This is a genomic window from Martinezella rhizogenes (genome assembly GCF_000799715.1).
GTDB lineage: Bacteria > Pseudomonadota > Alphaproteobacteria > Rhizobiales > Rhizobiaceae > Rhizobium > Rhizobium rhizogenes_C.
In genome coordinates this window covers 176,890-192,614 of the sequence record NZ_JUHG01000001.1, presented here as the reverse complement: position 1 = coordinate 192,614, position 15,725 = coordinate 176,890, and the positions used below count along the sequence as shown (strand labels likewise).

General features: G+C 60.1%; 15 protein-coding genes. 7 read left to right on the top strand and 8 right to left on the bottom strand.

Annotation, left to right across the window (positions count from 1 at the left end; genetic code table 11):
* Positions 1–8: 8 nt before the first annotated feature.
* Together EX00_RS00880 and EX00_RS00875 are read right to left on the bottom strand one after the other, a co-directional pair.
* Complete coding sequence (locus tag EX00_RS00880) at positions 9–1,358, bottom strand: LLM class flavin-dependent oxidoreductase (protein WP_047453192.1); 1,350 nt, start codon at positions 1,356–1,358, stop codon at positions 9–11.
* Positions 1,359–1,384: 26 nt separating this feature from the next.
* Positions 1,385–2,377 carry an LLM class flavin-dependent oxidoreductase gene (locus EX00_RS00875; protein WP_047453190.1) on the bottom strand — a complete coding sequence of 331 codons (993 nt, stop codon included), beginning with the start codon at positions 2,375–2,377 and terminating at the stop codon, positions 1,385–1,387.
* A 277-nt stretch (positions 2,378–2,654) separates the two neighbouring features.
* Between EX00_RS00875 and EX00_RS31665 the strand changes: the two genes are divergently transcribed.
* Together EX00_RS31665 and EX00_RS00870 are read left to right on the top strand one after the other, a co-directional pair.
* Positions 2,655–2,807, top strand: a complete 153-nt coding sequence (locus EX00_RS31665; protein ID WP_202903673.1) for a hypothetical protein — start codon at positions 2,655–2,657, stop codon at positions 2,805–2,807.
* A 17-nt stretch (positions 2,808–2,824) separates the two neighbouring features.
* Positions 2,825–3,160 carry a DUF6665 family protein gene (locus EX00_RS00870; protein ID WP_047453188.1) on the top strand — a complete coding sequence of 112 codons (336 nt, stop codon included), beginning with the start codon at positions 2,825–2,827 and terminating at the stop codon, positions 3,158–3,160.
* Positions 3,161–3,182: 22 nt separating this feature from the next.
* Here the strand turns inward: EX00_RS00870 and EX00_RS00865 are convergent, their stop codons facing one another.
* The 5 genes from EX00_RS00865 to EX00_RS00845 all read right to left on the bottom strand — a co-directional run bounded on the left by EX00_RS00865 (position 3,183) and on the right by EX00_RS00845 (position 8,153).
* Positions 3,183–3,914 carry an aspartate/glutamate racemase family protein gene (locus EX00_RS00865; protein WP_047453186.1) on the bottom strand — a complete coding sequence of 244 codons (732 nt, stop codon included), beginning with the start codon at positions 3,912–3,914 and terminating at the stop codon, positions 3,183–3,185.
* A 4-nt stretch (positions 3,915–3,918) separates the two neighbouring features.
* Positions 3,919–4,740 carry an ABC transporter permease gene (locus tag EX00_RS00860; RefSeq protein ID WP_047453184.1) on the bottom strand — a complete coding sequence of 274 codons (822 nt, stop codon included), beginning with the start codon at positions 4,738–4,740 and terminating at the stop codon, positions 3,919–3,921.
* Position 4,741: 1 nt separating this feature from the next.
* Positions 4,742–5,653: an ABC transporter permease gene (locus EX00_RS00855; protein ID WP_047453182.1), complete on the bottom strand. Its 912-nt coding sequence runs from the start codon at positions 5,651–5,653 to the stop codon at positions 4,742–4,744.
* Positions 5,654–5,729: 76 nt separating this feature from the next.
* Positions 5,730–7,028, bottom strand: a complete 1,299-nt coding sequence (locus tag EX00_RS00850) for an ABC transporter substrate-binding protein (RefSeq protein ID WP_047453180.1) — start codon at positions 7,026–7,028, stop codon at positions 5,730–5,732.
* Between the two features lie 36 nt (positions 7,029–7,064).
* The gene (locus EX00_RS00845; protein WP_047453179.1) at positions 7,065–8,153 is read right to left on the bottom strand and encodes an ABC transporter ATP-binding protein; all 1,089 of its coding nucleotides are present in this window, start codon (positions 8,151–8,153) and stop codon (positions 7,065–7,067) included.
* Positions 8,154–8,420: 267 nt separating this feature from the next.
* On the opposite strand from EX00_RS00845, the gene EX00_RS00835 reads away from it, so the two are divergent.
* The 3 genes from EX00_RS00835 to EX00_RS00825 are packed head-to-tail and all read left to right on the top strand — an operon-like array spanning position 8,421 to position 11,677.
* The gene (locus EX00_RS00835) at positions 8,421–9,134 is read left to right on the top strand and encodes a GntR family transcriptional regulator (protein WP_047453175.1); all 714 of its coding nucleotides are present in this window, start codon (positions 8,421–8,423) and stop codon (positions 9,132–9,134) included.
* A 58-nt stretch (positions 9,135–9,192) separates the two neighbouring features.
* Complete coding sequence (locus EX00_RS00830; RefSeq protein ID WP_080761177.1) at positions 9,193–10,395, top strand: amidohydrolase family protein; 1,203 nt, start codon at positions 9,193–9,195, stop codon at positions 10,393–10,395.
* A 55-nt stretch (positions 10,396–10,450) separates the two neighbouring features.
* Positions 10,451–11,677, top strand: coding sequence for an amidohydrolase family protein (locus tag EX00_RS00825; protein WP_047453172.1), 1,227 nt, complete (start codon positions 10,451–10,453; stop codon positions 11,675–11,677).
* A gap of 30 nt (positions 11,678–11,707) precedes the next feature.
* On the opposite strand, the gene EX00_RS00820 is transcribed toward EX00_RS00825, so the two are convergent.
* The gene (locus EX00_RS00820; RefSeq protein ID WP_047453170.1) at positions 11,708–12,640 is read right to left on the bottom strand and encodes an alpha/beta hydrolase; all 933 of its coding nucleotides are present in this window, start codon (positions 12,638–12,640) and stop codon (positions 11,708–11,710) included.
* Positions 12,641–12,974: 334 nt separating this feature from the next.
* On the opposite strand from EX00_RS00820, the gene EX00_RS00815 reads away from it, so the two are divergent.
* The gene (locus EX00_RS00815; protein WP_052210613.1) at positions 12,975–14,567 is read left to right on the top strand and encodes an ABC transporter substrate-binding protein; all 1,593 of its coding nucleotides are present in this window, start codon (positions 12,975–12,977) and stop codon (positions 14,565–14,567) included.
* Positions 14,567–15,718 (top strand): acetylornithine deacetylase, encoded by a 1,152-nt coding sequence (gene argE, locus EX00_RS00810; RefSeq protein WP_052210612.1) that lies wholly within the window; start codon positions 14,567–14,569, stop codon positions 15,716–15,718. Before EX00_RS00815 ends, argE begins: the two co-directional genes overlap by 1 nt.
* The last annotated feature ends 7 nt before the right edge of the window (positions 15,719–15,725 follow it).

Below are 15,725 nucleotides of genomic sequence, written 5' to 3'. Positions count from 1 at the left end.
TCCGCGCCTCAGGCGCGGATCGCCCTTCCCTGTTCTGCTTCGTCTTTCGCGCCCGCATAGCGGCTTTCGCGATAGGGCAGCCCCAGATGATCCCGCAGCGTCGAGCCCTTCAGCACCGGATCGAAATAGCCGCGCTCAGTGAGGATCGGCAGGACATGCTTGGCGAAGTCGTCGAAGCCTTCGGCGATCACCGGGAAGCCGAGGATGAAGCCATCAGCGGCATCCTGATCCACCCAGCGGATGATCTCGTCGGCGATATGCTCCGCCGTGCCGATGAAGGCGGTGCGCGGCGTTGCGGAATCCAGCGCGACCTGGCGCAGTGTCAGCCCCTTCTCGAGCGCGGTCTTCTTGATGCGGTCGGTAGTAGCTCGGAAATTATTGCGGCCGATATCGCCAAGGTCGGGGAACGGCTCATCCAGCGGATAGACGCTGAAATCATGATGATCGAAGAAGCGGCCGAGATAGAGCAGCGCCTCCTCTATGGTGACGAGATTGCGGATCGCCTGATACTTCGCTTCCGCCTCTTCCTTCGTCGCGCCGACGATCGGCCCGATGCCCGGATAGATGCCCACTTCCGCAGCGCTGCGACCCTGTGCAATCACACTATCCTTGAGCTGGCGGTAAAAGACCTGTGCATCCTTGATCGGCCCGCCATTGGTGAAGACGGCGTCGGCATGCTTACCGGCGAGCCGGATGCCCGAATCCGAGGCGCCCGCCTGGAAGACGACCGGCTGGCCCTGCTTGGAACGGCCGATATTCAGCGGCCCCTCGATGCGGAAGAAACGACCCTTATGATCGAGGCGATGCATCTTGGTCTTGTCGGCATAGACGCCGGTCTCACGGTCGCGGACAAAGGCATCGTCATCCCAGGAGTCCCAAAGCCCCTTGATCGCGTCGATATACTCCTCGGCAATCTCGTAGCGCAGCTCATGTTCGGGATGTTCGCGGCTGTAGTTACGGCCAGACCCTTCGAGCGGCGACGTCACCGCATTCCAGCCGGCCCTGCCGCCGCTGATCAGGTCGATCGAGGCGAATTGCCGGGCGACGGTGAAGGGATCGCTGTACGAGGTCGAGAGCGTGCCGACCAACCCGATCTTCGAGGTCGAGGCGGCAAGCGCCGACAGGATCGTGATCGGTTCGAAACGGTTGAGGAAATGCGGGATCGACTGCTCGTTGATATAAAGCCCGTCGGCAACGAAGGCGAAAGCGATGCCCGCCTCCTCCGCCTTGCGCGCCGTATCGACGAAAAAACCGAAGTTGACACTGGCGTCGGCCGGGCCGCTCGGATGTTTCCAGGCGTTCATGTGGCCGCCGGGGCCTTGCAGCATGATGCCAAATGTGACGTGTTTCTGAGCCATGGGATCAGTCCTTTTCAAAGCAAATGTCAGGCGGCGAGCGATAGCCGCTCCTTGGCGAGCAGCTCGATGGAGGCGAGACGCTCGGCGGCCGGCAGTGCCGGTGTGTCGAGAATGAATTCCTTGACGCCGTAGCGGCGATGCAGCTCGTCAAGTTCCTTGCGGATCTGTTGTGCCGTGCCGTGCAGCACGCTCGGCACCTTCTCTTCGGTCCGGTAGTCCCTGACGCCGGCCTGGCGGGCGAATTCGGCCGCCTGCTCCTCATTGCCGACATTGACGGTCTGGCCGTTCGGAAGGAAAAGCTTGACGATGCGCAGATCGCCGACACGCTCGCGCGCCTGCTCCTCGCTCTCCGCGGCAAAGGCCGCCAGTGCCAGGATCGGACTCTTGCCACCGCTGGCCTTCTCATAGACCTCGAAGGTCTTGCGCAGGTTCTCTGGATCACCGTTCAGATGACCGGCAAAGACCAGCTCCCAGCCCTTCTCTGCCGCCAGCTCCGCACTCTCCACGGAAGCGCCCAGCAGAAAGCGATCGGGCGCAATCGAGGGGAGCGGTGTCGCGATGGCCGCATCCGCCTGGGGTTCGGTCGAAAGATAGCTGTTGATGTCGGCAAGCTGGTCGGCAAAATTTGGCTTCCGCGCCGGGTCGACCGCTATCTGCAATGCCCGTGTGGATAGCGGAAAGCCGCCCGGCGCCTTGCCGACGCCAAGATCGACGCGGCCGGGCGCCAGCGAAGACAGGAGATTGAAGGTCTCCGCCACCTTGTAGGCGCTGTAATGCTGCAGCATCACGCCGCCGGAACCGATGCGGATCTTCGATGTCTTGGCAAGCAGATAGGCAATCAAAGCCTCGGGTGCGGAACTCGCCAGGTTCGCCATATTATGATGCTCGGCCACCCAGAAACGGTGATAGCCAAGCTCTTCGGCGCGGATGGCCAGCTTGGCGGTTGCCCGCAGCGCATCCGTGGCATTCTTACCGGCTTCGATGGGGCTTTTGTCGAGAAGGCTCAGGAGATAGGACATGTGGGGTCATCCGATTATCGCATCGGCGCTACAGCACCGCTTCAATAGTCTATAAAATACATAGATTGCTTATATTATAAGAAACGACTTTCTCTTCCTGCGCCCAAGTGAGGAAATAAGTTGCAAAGCATGCACACGAGGCGAACGTGAGATTCCTGATCAAAAGTCGCCAGTCGACGGCATGTTTGATACACGTTGAATTGCCGGGAAACTCTCTTGATCCTCAAAGGGATTCGGGCGAATTAGGCATTGGAACATATTCGATAGCCGAGGACCCATGAACGACAACGTCATCAAGTTTCGAAAGCCGAAGCCGCCGCCCAAGGCACCGCGTCCCGGGCTGCGCAAATTGCTTGTCGTCATTGTCGTGCTTGCGGTGTTCGCCGCTGCCTGGGGATATTTTCAGATCGTTGGTTCACCGGCCCGCTAAGGCTGAGGATAATTCCGATGAGCGTTCGCCCACCGCAATCTCTCAGGCAGTTTCATTCAACCGATAGCGGTTTCAACGTTCTCGAATATGAACTGATGGCCGAGCGCGCCAGTTCTCTTGGACGCCACGGGTTGAAGGTGGAAACCGCGCTGGCGGAATTGCAGGCGTGGAGCCCGGAACGTCACAGCGCAACAGAACGCGAAAGCCTAGTGAACAAGGCTGCAGACGCCGTCTGGGCCTTCTTCATTCAGCTTGAAATCTGCGGCCTGAAAAACGGCCGCGATGTCATCCAGCGTTATGGGATCCCCAACGAGGTGCTTGCGAAAGTCGGCGTGGTGCGTCGTCAGGAGTGAAGTGCTCCCTGTCAAATAGGGTTCAAGCCGGCGAGAAAGCGCTCATCGCGCCGATAAAGGACTTGGGCAGCGGCGCGGCGTAGGAGCCGCGCTTGCTGGTGGTAAGGCCCAGAGACACCAGCGCCTCGGCCTGTTTGACCGCCGCCGCAACGCCGTCGATCACCGGCACGCCGTAGATCTGCTGCAGCTCGCGCGCCAGATCGGTCATGCCGGCACAGCCGAGTACAATCGCCTCCGCTCCGTCTTCAGTGAGCGCCCGGTCGATTTCCGCCCGTAGCTTGCCGATGGCGCCCGATGCGGCATCCTCAAGCTCCAGCACCGCGATATCAGACGCCCGCACCTTCGCCCGCCCGCCCATGCCATAGCGTTGGACAAGATTATCGATCAGCACACGGGAGCGCTCCAGCGTCGTCACGACCGTAAAGCGCTGGGCGAGAAAGCCGGCCGTCACGACGGCGGATTCGCAGAGCCCAAGAACTGGCACATCCGAAAAGGCACGCGCCGCTTCCAGTCCCGTATCGTCAAAACAGGCGATGATAGCTGCATCGTAGCCCGCCGTACGTTGTTCCTTGAGTTCGCTCAGCAAGCCAGGGACGGCAAGAGCGCCGTCATAATATCCCTCGATGGAAGGCGGCCCCATCTGTGACGTGGCAGCAATGATGTCCGTCCCAGTGGCCGCGACGGCGCGTGCGGCAACCGCCGCCTTTTCCGTCATCGATGCGGTGGTGTTTGGATTGATCAGCAATAAGCGCATGTTCTCAGCTTTTCTTGGCCTGCCGGCGACCGAGCATGGTCATGATACCGAGCGCCACCAGAATGATGGTGAAGGAGAAGAGTGTCGTCACCGTTCCGAGCGCATAGAGCACCGGCGTGGTGACGTTGGTGGTCATCCCATAGATTTCCAGGGGAAGCGTGTTGTAGGTGCCCGAGGTCATCAAGGTGCGCGCGAACTCGTCATAGGACAGCGTGAAGCCGAACAGGCCGACGCCGATCAGGCTCGGCGCGATCATCGGTAGCACGACGTGGCGAAAGGTCTGCCATGAGCTGGCACCCAGATCGCGCGCAGCTTCCTCATAGGCCGGCGAGAAACGGTTGAAGACGGCGAACATGATCAGCACTCCGAAGGGCAACGTCCAGGTCAAGTGAGCGCCGAAGGCCGAGGAATACCAGGCCGGAGGCAGGCCGCCCTGCTGGAAGACGACACCGATGCCGAGCGAAATGATGATGGACGGCACCACGAGGCTGGCAACGGTCGCGTAGAACAGTAGCGACGATCCGCGGAAGCGGCGGCGAAAGGCCAGGCCCGCCAGCAGTGAAACGACGACCGTGACAACCATGACCATCAGGCCAAGGATGAAGGACCGCTGGAACGAGGCGCCGAAATCGCCGACCGCCTGTTTCTCGAATAGGTTTGCAAACCAATGCACTGAGACGCCGTTCAGCGGGAAGGTCAGGCCACCGTCAGGCCCTTGGAACGAAAGGATGACGATTGCCGAAAGTGGACCATAAAGAAACAGCACGAAGACAATGAAAAAGATCGCCAGGACGTAGAATTCCAGGCCGCGTTTCTCGTGGTTCATCTCAAAGCTCCTTGCGGATATCGACGACCCGCAGGATAGCGGAGACCATCAGGAGAACGAGGACCAGCAGCACGACGGCGTTGGCGGCGGCCGCAGGATATTGCAACAGCGACATCTGGTTTTTCATCAGCAGCGCGATCGAGGCGCTCTGTCCGCCGGACATGACCTGCACGGTGGAGAAATCCGCCATGACCAGGGTGACGACGAAGATCGAGCCGATCGCGATGCCGGGCTTGGCAAGCGGGATCACTACATTCCAGAGAACCTGCCACCCGCTGGCGCCAGCATCGCGCGCCGCTTCAAACAGCGAGCGGTCGATGCGCATCAGCGTGTTAAAGATCGGCGTCACCATGAACAGCGTATAGAGATGCACCATCGCCAGAACGACAGCGAAGTCCGAATAGAGCAGCCATTCGATCGGCTTTGGAATGAGACCCATCTCGATCAGCGTCGAATTGACGAGACCGTTGCGTCCGAGCACCGGAATCCAGGAGATCATGCGGATGATGTTCGACGTCATGAACGGCACGGTGCAAACGAGAAAGAGGATCATCTGCATCGACGTGCGGCGGATGTGGAAGGCAAGAAAATAGGCGACCCAGAAGCCGATGAACAGTGTTAATGACCAGACAATCGCGGTGAATTTCAATGTGTTGAGATAGGTTTTCCAGGTAACCCATGAACCCAGCGTGTCGGTATAGTTCGTGGTCAGGAAAGCGGGATAGAGGCTCGCGAAATCATAGTCCCAGAAGCTGACGACACCGATCATCGCGATCGGCAGCAGGAAGAAGAAGCCAAGAATCAGAAACAGCGGTGCCGCCTGAAGATAGGACACGAGCCCCAGGGGCACGCGAAAGCCACGCCCTGATTTTGCTGTTGCCTGGTCCGTTTCTGATGAAGCGATCGTCGCCATGGTCCGGTTTCTCCGTTAGCGGCTTCCTCCCCCCACTTGGGCGGGGAGAGGATTTGATGGATAGAGGCGATACCGATTAGGCAGCGATGAACTCGTTCCAGCGGCGGACCATGTAGCGGTCTTCGTCCATCACCGAGTTCCAGCAAGCGACAGCACCCATGCGGGCTTCGAAGGAGCCACCGTCGCGAACGGCGCCGGCCTTCTCCATGACTTTGCCTTCCGGAGACAGGATATCGCCCTGCGCCGGCTTGCCTTCGATCCAGTAGCCCCATTCGTCGGCCGACATGAAGCCCTTGGCGGTATCCATGCAGGCGGAATAGTAGCCCTGGCGGTTGAGGTAGCCGCCAACCCAGCCGGAGGTGTACCAATTGATGTATTCATAGGCGGCGTCGAGCTGCGCGCCCTTAAGGTGCGAGGCAAGACCGAGACCGCCGCCCCAGGCGCGATAGCCTTCCTTCAGCGGCTGGAAGGTGCAGGCGATGCCCTTCGAGCGGACGGCAGCGACGGCCGGCGACCACATCGACTGGATGACGACTTCTCCAGACGCCATCAGGTTGACGCTTTCGTCGAAGGACTTCCAGAAGGCGCGGAACTGGCCCTCGCCCTTGGTCTTGATCAGGAAGTCGATCGTCTTGTCGATTTCCGCCTTCGTCATGTTGCCCTTGTCGGCATATTTGATCTTGCCGGTGGCTTCCATGATCATCGCGGCATCCATAATGCCGATCGACGGGATGTTGAGGATGGCGGTCTTGCCCTTGAAGGCCGGATCGAGAATGTCGGCCCAGCTGGTGATCGGACGGCCGGTGAGGTCGGGACGAATGCCGAGCGTATCGGCGTTGTAGATGGTCGGAACCATCGTCATCCACTGCGTCGGCTCCTTGGCGAACTTCTTCGAGCCCTGTGCTTCGACGAATCCGACCGTGTGCGGCGCCGTGCCCTGGGCGATAACGCTGTCCGGCTTCAGCTTGCCGTTGATGAACAGCGGCACGATCTTGTCATAATATTTCAGCTTCTTGACGTCCATCGGCTGCAGGACGCCGGACGGGAACACCTTCTTGGCGATCCAGTACTCGATGTCGGCGATGTCGTAGCTGTTCGGCTGGGTGACCGCGCGCTGGGCGGCGGCGTCGGAATCGGTCGCCGTCATCTCCAGCGTGATGCCGAGATCGGCCTTGCACTTCTCGGCGATCGCGTTGATGTTCGAAACGCCGGTGCCGAACTGGCGGAGCGTGATCTTCGTTTGCGCCCAGACGGTCGGAAAGCCGGTGATCAGGCCGGAGCCGGCGATGGCGCCAGCGGCGGCGGCTCCGGTCTTCAGCAGTGAGCGGCGGGAGATGCCCTTTGCTGCCTTGGTTGTCTTCTTCTCAGTCGTCATGTCAGTTCCCCTTTTTTGATGTGTGGTGTTAAAGATTCATGCGGAAACACGGCCGAGAAGGACGGCGTCTCCCAGAGCCCAGCTCAGAGACACCGCATCGCCGACTGATACGAGTTTGACGAAGTAATCGCTGTCGCTTGCGATAACCGTGAAGTCGTCGCTGCCCGCGCCGATGACGGTGATCTTCACCGAGGCACCCCGATATTCGACGTTGGAAACGATGCCGTTGAAACCGAGCCCTTTGTCGGATGTCGCCGCAAGGCGTACGCGATCGGTGCGGATGCCGATATCAATGGCCTCACCGACTTCCCTGCCGGTGCCGCGCACGGAAAAACTCTGCCCTTCCGGTACGGTCAATGTCAGCACGCCGTCCTCGCTGGATGTCACCCGGCCGGAGAGCACGTTGTGGTCTCCCATGAAGCGGGCGACGAAGGCCGTTGCCGGACGCTCGAAAACTTCGCGTGGTGCTGCCGCCTGCTCGATCTTGCCGTCATTCATGATGACCATGATATCGGCGAGCGCCATCGCTTCTTCCTGACTGTGCGTGACATGCACGAAGGTGATGCCAAGCGTCTTTTGCAGCTTCTTCAGCTCCGCGCGCATGCGGATCTTCAGGAACGGATCGAGCGCCGACAGCGGCTCGTCCAGCAGCAACGCCTCGGGATCGGTGATCAGCGCGCGGGCAAGCGCCACACGCTGCTGCTGGCCGCCGGAAAGCTGTGCCGGACGTCGCGTGGCATAGGCTTCCATCTGCATCAGCTTCAGCATCTCAAGCGCCTTGGCGCGGCGCTCGTCCTTGTCCACGCCCTTCATCTTCAGGCTGAAAGCGACGTTGTCGATGAGGTCGAGATGCGGAAAGAGCGCGTAGGACTGGAACATCATCGCCGTGCCGCGCTTGGCCGGCGGAAAATCGGTGACGACGACGTTCCCGAGCCGGATATCACCCAACGAAATGCTCTCATGCCCGGCAATCATGCGGAGCGTGGAGGTCTTGCCGCAGCCGGAAGGGCCTAGAAAGCAGCAATAGGAGCCGGCCGGTATCTTCAGGCTTATGGCGTGGACCGCGGTCGTCGTGCCATAGACCTTCGAAACGGATGCTATATCGATCTCTGCCGCTTTCGACATCGTATCTCCCTCTGTTTGGGAAGGACGATGCATCTGGCGTGCCAAGTCCGTTGCGCGGGGCTAACCTTTTGTGAATCATGGAGTTTCGGCGCCGCTTGAACAAGTTGCCTTATATAAGGCAAACGGGTGTTTGCACATGAAATAGGCTTTTGTCTGCAATATGTGCACTAGATCGTATACAATTATGCTTTCCTTTTGCGACAAATTCCGTTTAACTTTTGCGATGAACGCGGATATCATTCCGTCGATTGTCAGGTATCCCATCTCATGAACTCCACAGCCGACGCGCTCCAGACGACCAGCGATTCCACTGAAACCGGCGCGCAGCAGATCCGCGACGCCATTCGTGAGGCGATCGTCGAGCGCAGGCTTTCTCCCGGCACGAAGCTCTCCGAGAGCGATGTCGGCAATCTGTTCAATGTCAGCCGAACGCTGGCGCGTGCCGCCCTGCAGGCCCTGTCCTATGAAGGGCTTGTCAGCGTCGAGAAGAACCGCGGCGCATTCGTTGCCTATCCCTCGCCCGAGGAAGCCCGGCAGATCTTCGCCGCCCGCCGTCTGGTGGAGCCGGGCATTCTTAAGGAAGCGGCCGAACGGATCACGCCCTCGCAGATTCAATACCTGAAGCAGCTTCTGCTCGAAGAAGGCCGGCTCATGGCGGAGCGTGGACAGACCGCGCGCCGCGCCGAGATCAAGGCCTCCGGCGACTTTCATCTCATGCTTGCCTCGATCTCCGGCAACCTGATCATGCAGCGCTTCATGGAAGAACTCGTCGCCCGTTCATCCCTGGTGATCGCGCTTTATGGCCAATCGAGCGTGTCGAGCTGCGGTCATGCGGAGCATGGCGATGTCATCGCCGCCATCGAGCGCAAGGACATCGAGACGGCCTGCCATCTGATGCTCCACCATATTTCCCATATTGAAGCCGATCTCGATCTGCGCGAGCGCAAGAGCGTCGGCCTGAGAGAAGCCTTCGAGCAATAGGCCGACCAATGGTTCGCGTCTCGGGATTTCCTCCTCATCACATGCCATGGAGATAGATTTGAGCCCGATTGAAACCCTTTTCACCCGAGCAAAGCTCGCCGATGGCTCCCTCAAGGACATCGGCGTATCCGGCGGCCGTATCATCTCGATCGAGCCATCAAGTGCGGAAGCCCCGCTTGCCGAAAGCGTCGATCTTGGCGGCGCGCTCGTTGTACCCGGCTTCGTCGAAGGTCATATCCATCTCGACACCAGCTTTTTCGGCGATGCCTGGATACCGCACAAGCCCTGCACCAACGGCTTCGATGTGCATGAGCGCGTCGCATTCCAGGCGCAGAACATGGCACAGGCTGCCCCCATGGATGCGCGCGCCCGCCATCAGCTGGATCTCTGCATCGCCAATGGCAGCACTGAGATGCGCAGCCATGTCATGGTCGACGGATCGGTCGGGCTGAAATCGCTGGAAACCATTCTCGCCGTCCGCGAGGACTATCGCGACTATATCGACATCCAGCTTGTCGCCTTCCCGCAGAGTGGCATCCTGAAAAGCGCCGGTACGCCGCAATTGATGGACGAGGCCATATCGATGGGTGCCGATCTCGTCGGCGGACTCGACCCGGCCAGCTTCGACCGCGATGTGGAGGGGCATCTGAATGTCGTCTTCGGCATTGCCGAAAAGCACGGCGTCGATGTCGATATCCACCTTCACGACGGCGGTACACTCGGCCTTTTCACCATCGAACAAATCTGCGCCCGCACGCGCGCCCTATCCATGAACGGACATGTCGCCATCAGCCATGCCTATGGGCTGGGTGATCTCCCCGTAGATGCAGCCAAGCGCGCCGCCGAGATCATCGCGGCCAGCGGCGTTTCCATCATGACCAACGCACCCGGCAATCATGCCTTCCCGCCGGTCGCCCTGCTTCGCGCGGCGGGCGTCACGGTCTTCAGCGGCAGCGACAATATTCGGGATTCCTGGTGGCCCTATGGCGATGGCGACATGCTGGGTCGCGCGATGATGATCGGCTATCGCTCGGGCTTTTATACCGACGATGAATTGAAGGCAGCCTTCGACGTCGTTACCGACAGCGGCGCCAAGGCGTTGCGTCTCGACGGCTATGGATTGAAGATCGGCGCGAAGGCGGATTTTGTTACATTGAAGGCGGAGCATGTACCCGAAGCGGTCGTCTCTATTCCCAGGGAGCGCTCGGTCTATAAGTCCGGCCGGCTCGTCGCCAGGAACAGTGCCGTCATTCGGGCGTGACATGCCTCATTTTTAGAATTCAAACTTCCTCATAGATGATTGAAAAGGTGTCATAATGCTTGATCTGGTGATTTCGAACGTGCGTATCGCCGGCCGCGATCAGTCGCTCGACATCGGCATCAAGGATGGCAGGATCGCCGCGCTTGAAACCGGTGTGGTTTCCGAGGCGCCGCGCGAGGACATGTGCGGCTGCTTCGCATTCGGCGGCTTCATCGACAGCCATATCCACCTCGACAAGGCATGCATTCTCGATCGTTGCCTTATCTGCGAAGGCACGCTGGAAGAGGCCGTGCGCGAGACCGCCAAGGCCAAATCCGCCTTCACGGTCGAGGATGTCTATGCGCGAGCCGCGCGTGTCGTGCAAAGCGCCATCGTCAACGGCACGACGGCGATGCGGACCTTCGTGGAAGTCGATCCGCGCGCCGGCTTTCGGTCGTTCGAGGCCATCCAGCAGATCAGACACGATTATCGCTGGGCAATCGATATCCAGATCTGCGCTTTCGCGCAGGAAGGACTGACCAACGAGCCGGAGACGGCATCGATGCTGGATCGGGCGCTCAGCAACGGCGCCGATCTGATCGGCGGCTGCCCTTATACCGATCCCGACCCGCAGGCACATATCCGGGGGATTTTCGATCTCGCCGAGCGCCATGGCGTCGATGTCGATTTCCATCTGGATTTCGATCTCAATCCGGCGAACTCGGCCATTCCGGCCGTCATCGCCGAAACACAGCGGCACGGCTATGGCGGGCGCGTATCAATAGGCCATGTCACCAAGCTGTCCGCAATGCCAAGAAACGAGGTCGTCGAGGTCGCCACGCGCCTCGCCGACGCTGGCATCGCCGTGACGGTTCTTCCGGCGACCGACATGTTTCTGCTTGGCCGGGACCGGGATCATCTCGTGCCGCGCGGAATAGCTCCCGCACTCTTTCTCGCCGCCCATGGCGTCACGGTGACGGCCGCAACCAACAATGTGCTCAATCCGTTTACGCCATACGGCGATGCGTCGCTCGGCCGTATGGCCAATCTCTTTGCCAATGCGGCACAGCTTTCACGCAATGAAGACATCGCCACCGCATTTGATATGGTCACCGGCAATGCCGCCCGGCTCATGCGCCGCGAATATGCTCTCCAGCAGGGAGCGTCGGCGGACATCGTCATACTCGATGCCGCCGATCCGCTTTCCGCCATCCGCGAAGTCCGCCTTCCGATCGCCGGCTGGAAAAACGGTCTGCAAACCTTCAGCCGTCCACGGGCGCGCCTGCTTCATCCATCGGCCTGAGGAGCAACGCATGGACAATAGTCTCGCCCGTTAGCTTCGGAGAGTCTTGCGCAGCCATGTGTCAAAGAAGTCCGGCCATTCGCCGGAAGGCGTTCCTTTCTTGCCCATGGCGAACCCATGCCCGCCGCTTGCGAGACGGTGCAGTTCGACAGGCACGTCGGCTCGTTCGCACGCGGCCTGCATGATCAGCGTGTTGGCCGGATTGGAAACCGGATCATTCTCCGCCTGAACGAGAAACATTGGCGGGCAATCGCGGACAACATGCGTTTGGACCGACCACATCGCACTCATCTCGGGGCTCGGGTGGTCTCCGACGAAGATGCGCCGGGTCGACGTGCGATCGTAGGGCGGCTCCAGCGTGATCACCGGATAGATCAAGGCCGCAAAATCCGGGCGCGCCGAAAGAGCATCACTTTTATCGACGGCGGGATAGGAAGCAACAGCCGACCAGGTCGCCGCGAGGCCGAACAGATGACCGCCCGCCGAGAAACCGAGAAGGCCGAGCCTTTTCGGATTGACGCGAAAGCTCTTCGCATTGGCTCGAATGAGGCGGATGGCGCGCTGGGCGTCCTGCAGCGGTGCGAAAGGACCGTTGGTCCATCCCTCGCCTGGAAGCCGATAGCGCAAGACGAAGGCCGTGATACTCCGATCGTTCAGCCATGAAACCGCCGGGAGTCCTTCCTGGCCCTCTTCGATCCGCTTGTAGCCGCCCCCCGCCGCGACTAGCACGGCATCTCCGTTTGGACGCGTCGGCGTGTAGACGTGGATGGACGGGATCGCGATATCGGTGAGCGCTCCCCAGGCATTTTCCGAGGTCGGACCGACCGGGCCGCCGCCGCCGGGCGGTGGTCCGGGCCAAAGCGGGAGCGAAGCGGTGGCAGGAACGGGCGCGGGGGCAGCCAGTACCTTACCGGAAAGGGCTGCGGCACCGAGTGCTGTCAGTATCGATCGGCGTGTCAACATTCGCAATCCTCGCAAGAGCCTTCGCCATTCGCAATGGTCCAGGCCTTATAGCAACGTTTCAAAAGCAAATGCTCGCAACATCCGCCCCTCTAACGAACGCATGGCGCGCGGGAAAATCAGCTTTCAAAATCACTTGCATCTCATATGATCGTGCCTAATTTTTGATCGACGCCCAAGGAACGGGCGCTCAATCCTCAGAAAAATCACCGGGAACGAAAACATGGAATTGACTCCGAGGAATTCCGCGGACAAATATATTTTAGATTTAAAGTATTTTCCGCCATCCACGTGAAACTTGGCGGCCACTTCCCGAGGCAGATTCCTGGAGGCTTAGATGTCCCTGTCGTTTCGTGCATTCAGAAGAAAATTGTTTATTGCCAGCGCCGCCTTTATCTCTGTCGCGAGTGCCGCACAGGCGGCGGATTTCAAGTTTGCCGGCCCTCTCGATGCCTATACGCTCGATCCTCACGCGGTCTCCAACACACTGATTTTCGCGGTGCTCAGCAACGTCTACGAGCCGCTGGTACGCCGAGGCCCCGATCTTTCGCTGCAACCGGCTCTTGCAACGGCTTGGTCGCAGGTTGATGACACGACCTGGGAGTTCACACTTCGGCAGGGCGTGAAATTTTCCAATGGCGATGATTTTGGCGCCGATGACGTGGTCTTCTCGCTCACGCGCGCCAAGGCCGGCGGCGTCAAGGCCAACCTTGCCTCCATCGCCTCGATCGAAAAGATCGACGACCATAAGATCCGCCTGAAGACTGTCGCCGCCGATCCGATCCTGCCGAACGAGATCGTCAACTGGCTGATCATGGACAAGAAATGGGCCGAGGCGAACGGCGCGGTGCAGCCGGGAAGCGCCAACAACACCACGGAAACCTTCGCCAACCGTAACACCAATGGCACGGGCCCCTATGTCATCAAGGCGCGCGACCCCGGTGTGAAAACCGTTTTCGCGGCCAATCCTGGCTGGTGGGACAAGAGAAGCGGCAATGTCGATAGTGCCACCTTCTTCGTCATTCCCAACCCCTCCACCCGCGTCTCGGCGCTGATATCCGGCGAGGTCGATATGATCGACGGCCTTCCGCCGCAGGACGCCGACCGGGTCGGCAAGACCGATGGCCTTCGTGTTCAGGCGGGGCCGGATCTGCGCACGATCTACCTGCAGCCAGACGTAGCGCGCAACGCTCTGATCTTCGGCAGCCAGAAGGACAAGAATCCTTTCCAGGATGTCCGGGTTCGCCAGGCGATGCAGCTTTCGATCGATACGGAGGCGATCAAGAAGCGCATCATGCGCAATTTCTCCGTACCCGTCGGCCTGCCGATCGGGCGCGAGGTCAACGGCTTTGATCCGGCAATCGGGGAGCCGGTGAAACCGGATCTCGACAAGGCCAAGGGGCTCATGAAGGAAGCCGGCTATGACAAAGGCTTCTCTGTAACGCTCGACTGCACCAACGATCGCTTCATGAACGACGAAGCCACTTGCATTGCCATTGCCGGCTCACTAGCGAAGATCGGCATCAAGGTCGAGCCCCGTGCGCAGGCCACCAGTCGTTGGGCGACACAGATCAATCCGCCGGAATACAATACCAGCCTGGCGTTGCTCGGCTATTCGCCAGCGACCTATGACGCGCAACTCTTCCTGACCTCGATCGCGGCCACGCGCGACCCGAAAAGCGGACGTGGTGCCTTCAATATCGGCGGCTACTCCAATCCCGATGTGGATCGCCTGATCGGCGAGATTGCCAGGGAGAAGGATCAGGAAAAACGCAAGGGTCTCATCCAGCAGGCTTTCAAAATCATCAAGGACGACGTGGCGTTCATTCCGCTCCACCAGCTGAACATTCTCTGGGGCGTGAAGAACAACATCGCTGTCGTGCAGCCCGCCGACCTTGCCTATCCGCTGCGCTATTTCACGGTGAAATGATGACTCTTGCTGCTGATATTACCGGCCAACTTGCGAAACTGGTGTCCTTCCCGACCGTCAGCGCGGCCTCCAATCTAGCCCTGCTCGACTATATCGAGACGCAGACTGCTCCTTTCGGTGGGCGCGTCCGCCGATTTGCCAGTCCGGAAGGCGACAAAGCCAATCTTCTGGTCAGCATCGGGCCGGAGGAACCGGGTGGCATTATCTTCAGCGGTCACACGGACGTGGTGCCGGTAGAGGGCCAAGCCTGGAGCGCCGATCCCTGGACCTTGCGAAAGAAAGCCGACCGCGTAATCGGTCGCGGCGCGACGGACATGAAGGGCTTTCTCGCCTGCTGTCTCGAGGCACTGCCGGGCCTTATCGCCAAGCCGCTTAAGAAGCCGATTCATCTCGCCTTCTCCTATGACGAGGAAGTCGGCTGCACCGGCGTCGGATCGATGGCGGAGTGGATCGGAGCCAGCGGATTGAAGCCAAGGCTGGCGGTGATCGGCGAACCCACGAACATGGGCCTAATATCCGCACACAAGGGCGGGCTGATCGGCTGGACGCGCGTCAAGGGCAAGCCCGGCCATTCATCGCAGCCCGATCGGTACGTCAACGCGGTCATGATCGCGGCCGAAGTGATTTTGGAGATCAATCGTATCCGCGAGGATATGCGCAACGGCCCGCAGTTCGAGGGCTTTGATCCGCCCTATTCCACCACCCAGGTGAATGTCATCAAGGGCGGCCTGCACGGCAACATCGTCTCCGAAAATTGCGACTTCTTCTGGGAGATGCGCATCATCCCCGGCGAAAGCGACATGGCCGTTCTGGAGCGGATGAAGCGTTTCGCCGCATCGCTTGAACCGGCGATGAAAGCCATCGATCCGGCATGCGGCATCAGTTTCGAAGTGCAGGCGCGCATACCGGGGCTAAAGCCAACCGGTGATGCCGCGCTTGAAGCAGAGTTGCTCGCGCTTCTCGGCCGCACGGAGCCGCACTACGTGCCCTACGGAACCGAGGCCGGCATCTTCCAGAATGCCGGCATCCCTTCGGTGGTTATCGGCCCGGGCGACATCGCCGACGCGCATCAACCGGATGAATCGATCGCTACCGACGAGCTCGAGCGTTGCGTCGTCTTCCTCGACAAACTTGGTGATAGCTGCTGCTGAGGGGGAT

Bases quoted from the DNA above. Each gene is read 5' to 3' on its own strand.
- EX00_RS00880 (WP_047453192.1), bottom strand. From the start codon at position 1,358: ATGGCTCAGAAACACGTCACATTTGGCATCATGCTGCAAGGCCCCGGC.
- EX00_RS00875 (WP_047453190.1), bottom strand. From the start codon at position 2,377: ATGTCCTATCTCCTGAGCCTTCTCGACAAAAGCCCCATCGAAGCCGGT.
- EX00_RS31665 (WP_202903673.1), top strand. From the start codon at position 2,655: ATGAACGACAACGTCATCAAGTTTCGAAAGCCGAAGCCGCCGCCCAAG.
- EX00_RS00870 (WP_047453188.1), top strand. From the start codon at position 2,825: ATGAGCGTTCGCCCACCGCAATCTCTCAGGCAGTTTCATTCAACCGAT.
- EX00_RS00865 (WP_047453186.1), bottom strand. From the start codon at position 3,914: ATGCGCTTATTGCTGATCAATCCAAACACCACCGCATCGATGACGGAA.
- EX00_RS00860 (WP_047453184.1), bottom strand. From the start codon at position 4,740: ATGAACCACGAGAAACGCGGCCTGGAATTCTACGTCCTGGCGATCTTT.
- EX00_RS00855 (WP_047453182.1), bottom strand. From the start codon at position 5,653: ATGGCGACGATCGCTTCATCAGAAACGGACCAGGCAACAGCAAAATCA.
- EX00_RS00850 (WP_047453180.1), bottom strand. From the start codon at position 7,028: ATGACGACTGAGAAGAAGACAACCAAGGCAGCAAAGGGCATCTCCCGC.
- EX00_RS00845 (WP_047453179.1), bottom strand. From the start codon at position 8,153: ATGTCGAAAGCGGCAGAGATCGATATAGCATCCGTTTCGAAGGTCTAT.
- EX00_RS00835 (WP_047453175.1), top strand. From the start codon at position 8,421: ATGAACTCCACAGCCGACGCGCTCCAGACGACCAGCGATTCCACTGAA.
- EX00_RS00825 (WP_047453172.1), top strand. From the start codon at position 10,451: ATGCTTGATCTGGTGATTTCGAACGTGCGTATCGCCGGCCGCGATCAG.
- EX00_RS00820 (WP_047453170.1), bottom strand. From the start codon at position 12,640: ATGTTGACACGCCGATCGATACTGACAGCACTCGGTGCCGCAGCCCTT.
- EX00_RS00815 (WP_052210613.1), top strand. From the start codon at position 12,975: ATGTCCCTGTCGTTTCGTGCATTCAGAAGAAAATTGTTTATTGCCAGC.
- argE (WP_052210612.1), top strand. From the start codon at position 14,567: ATGACTCTTGCTGCTGATATTACCGGCCAACTTGCGAAACTGGTGTCC.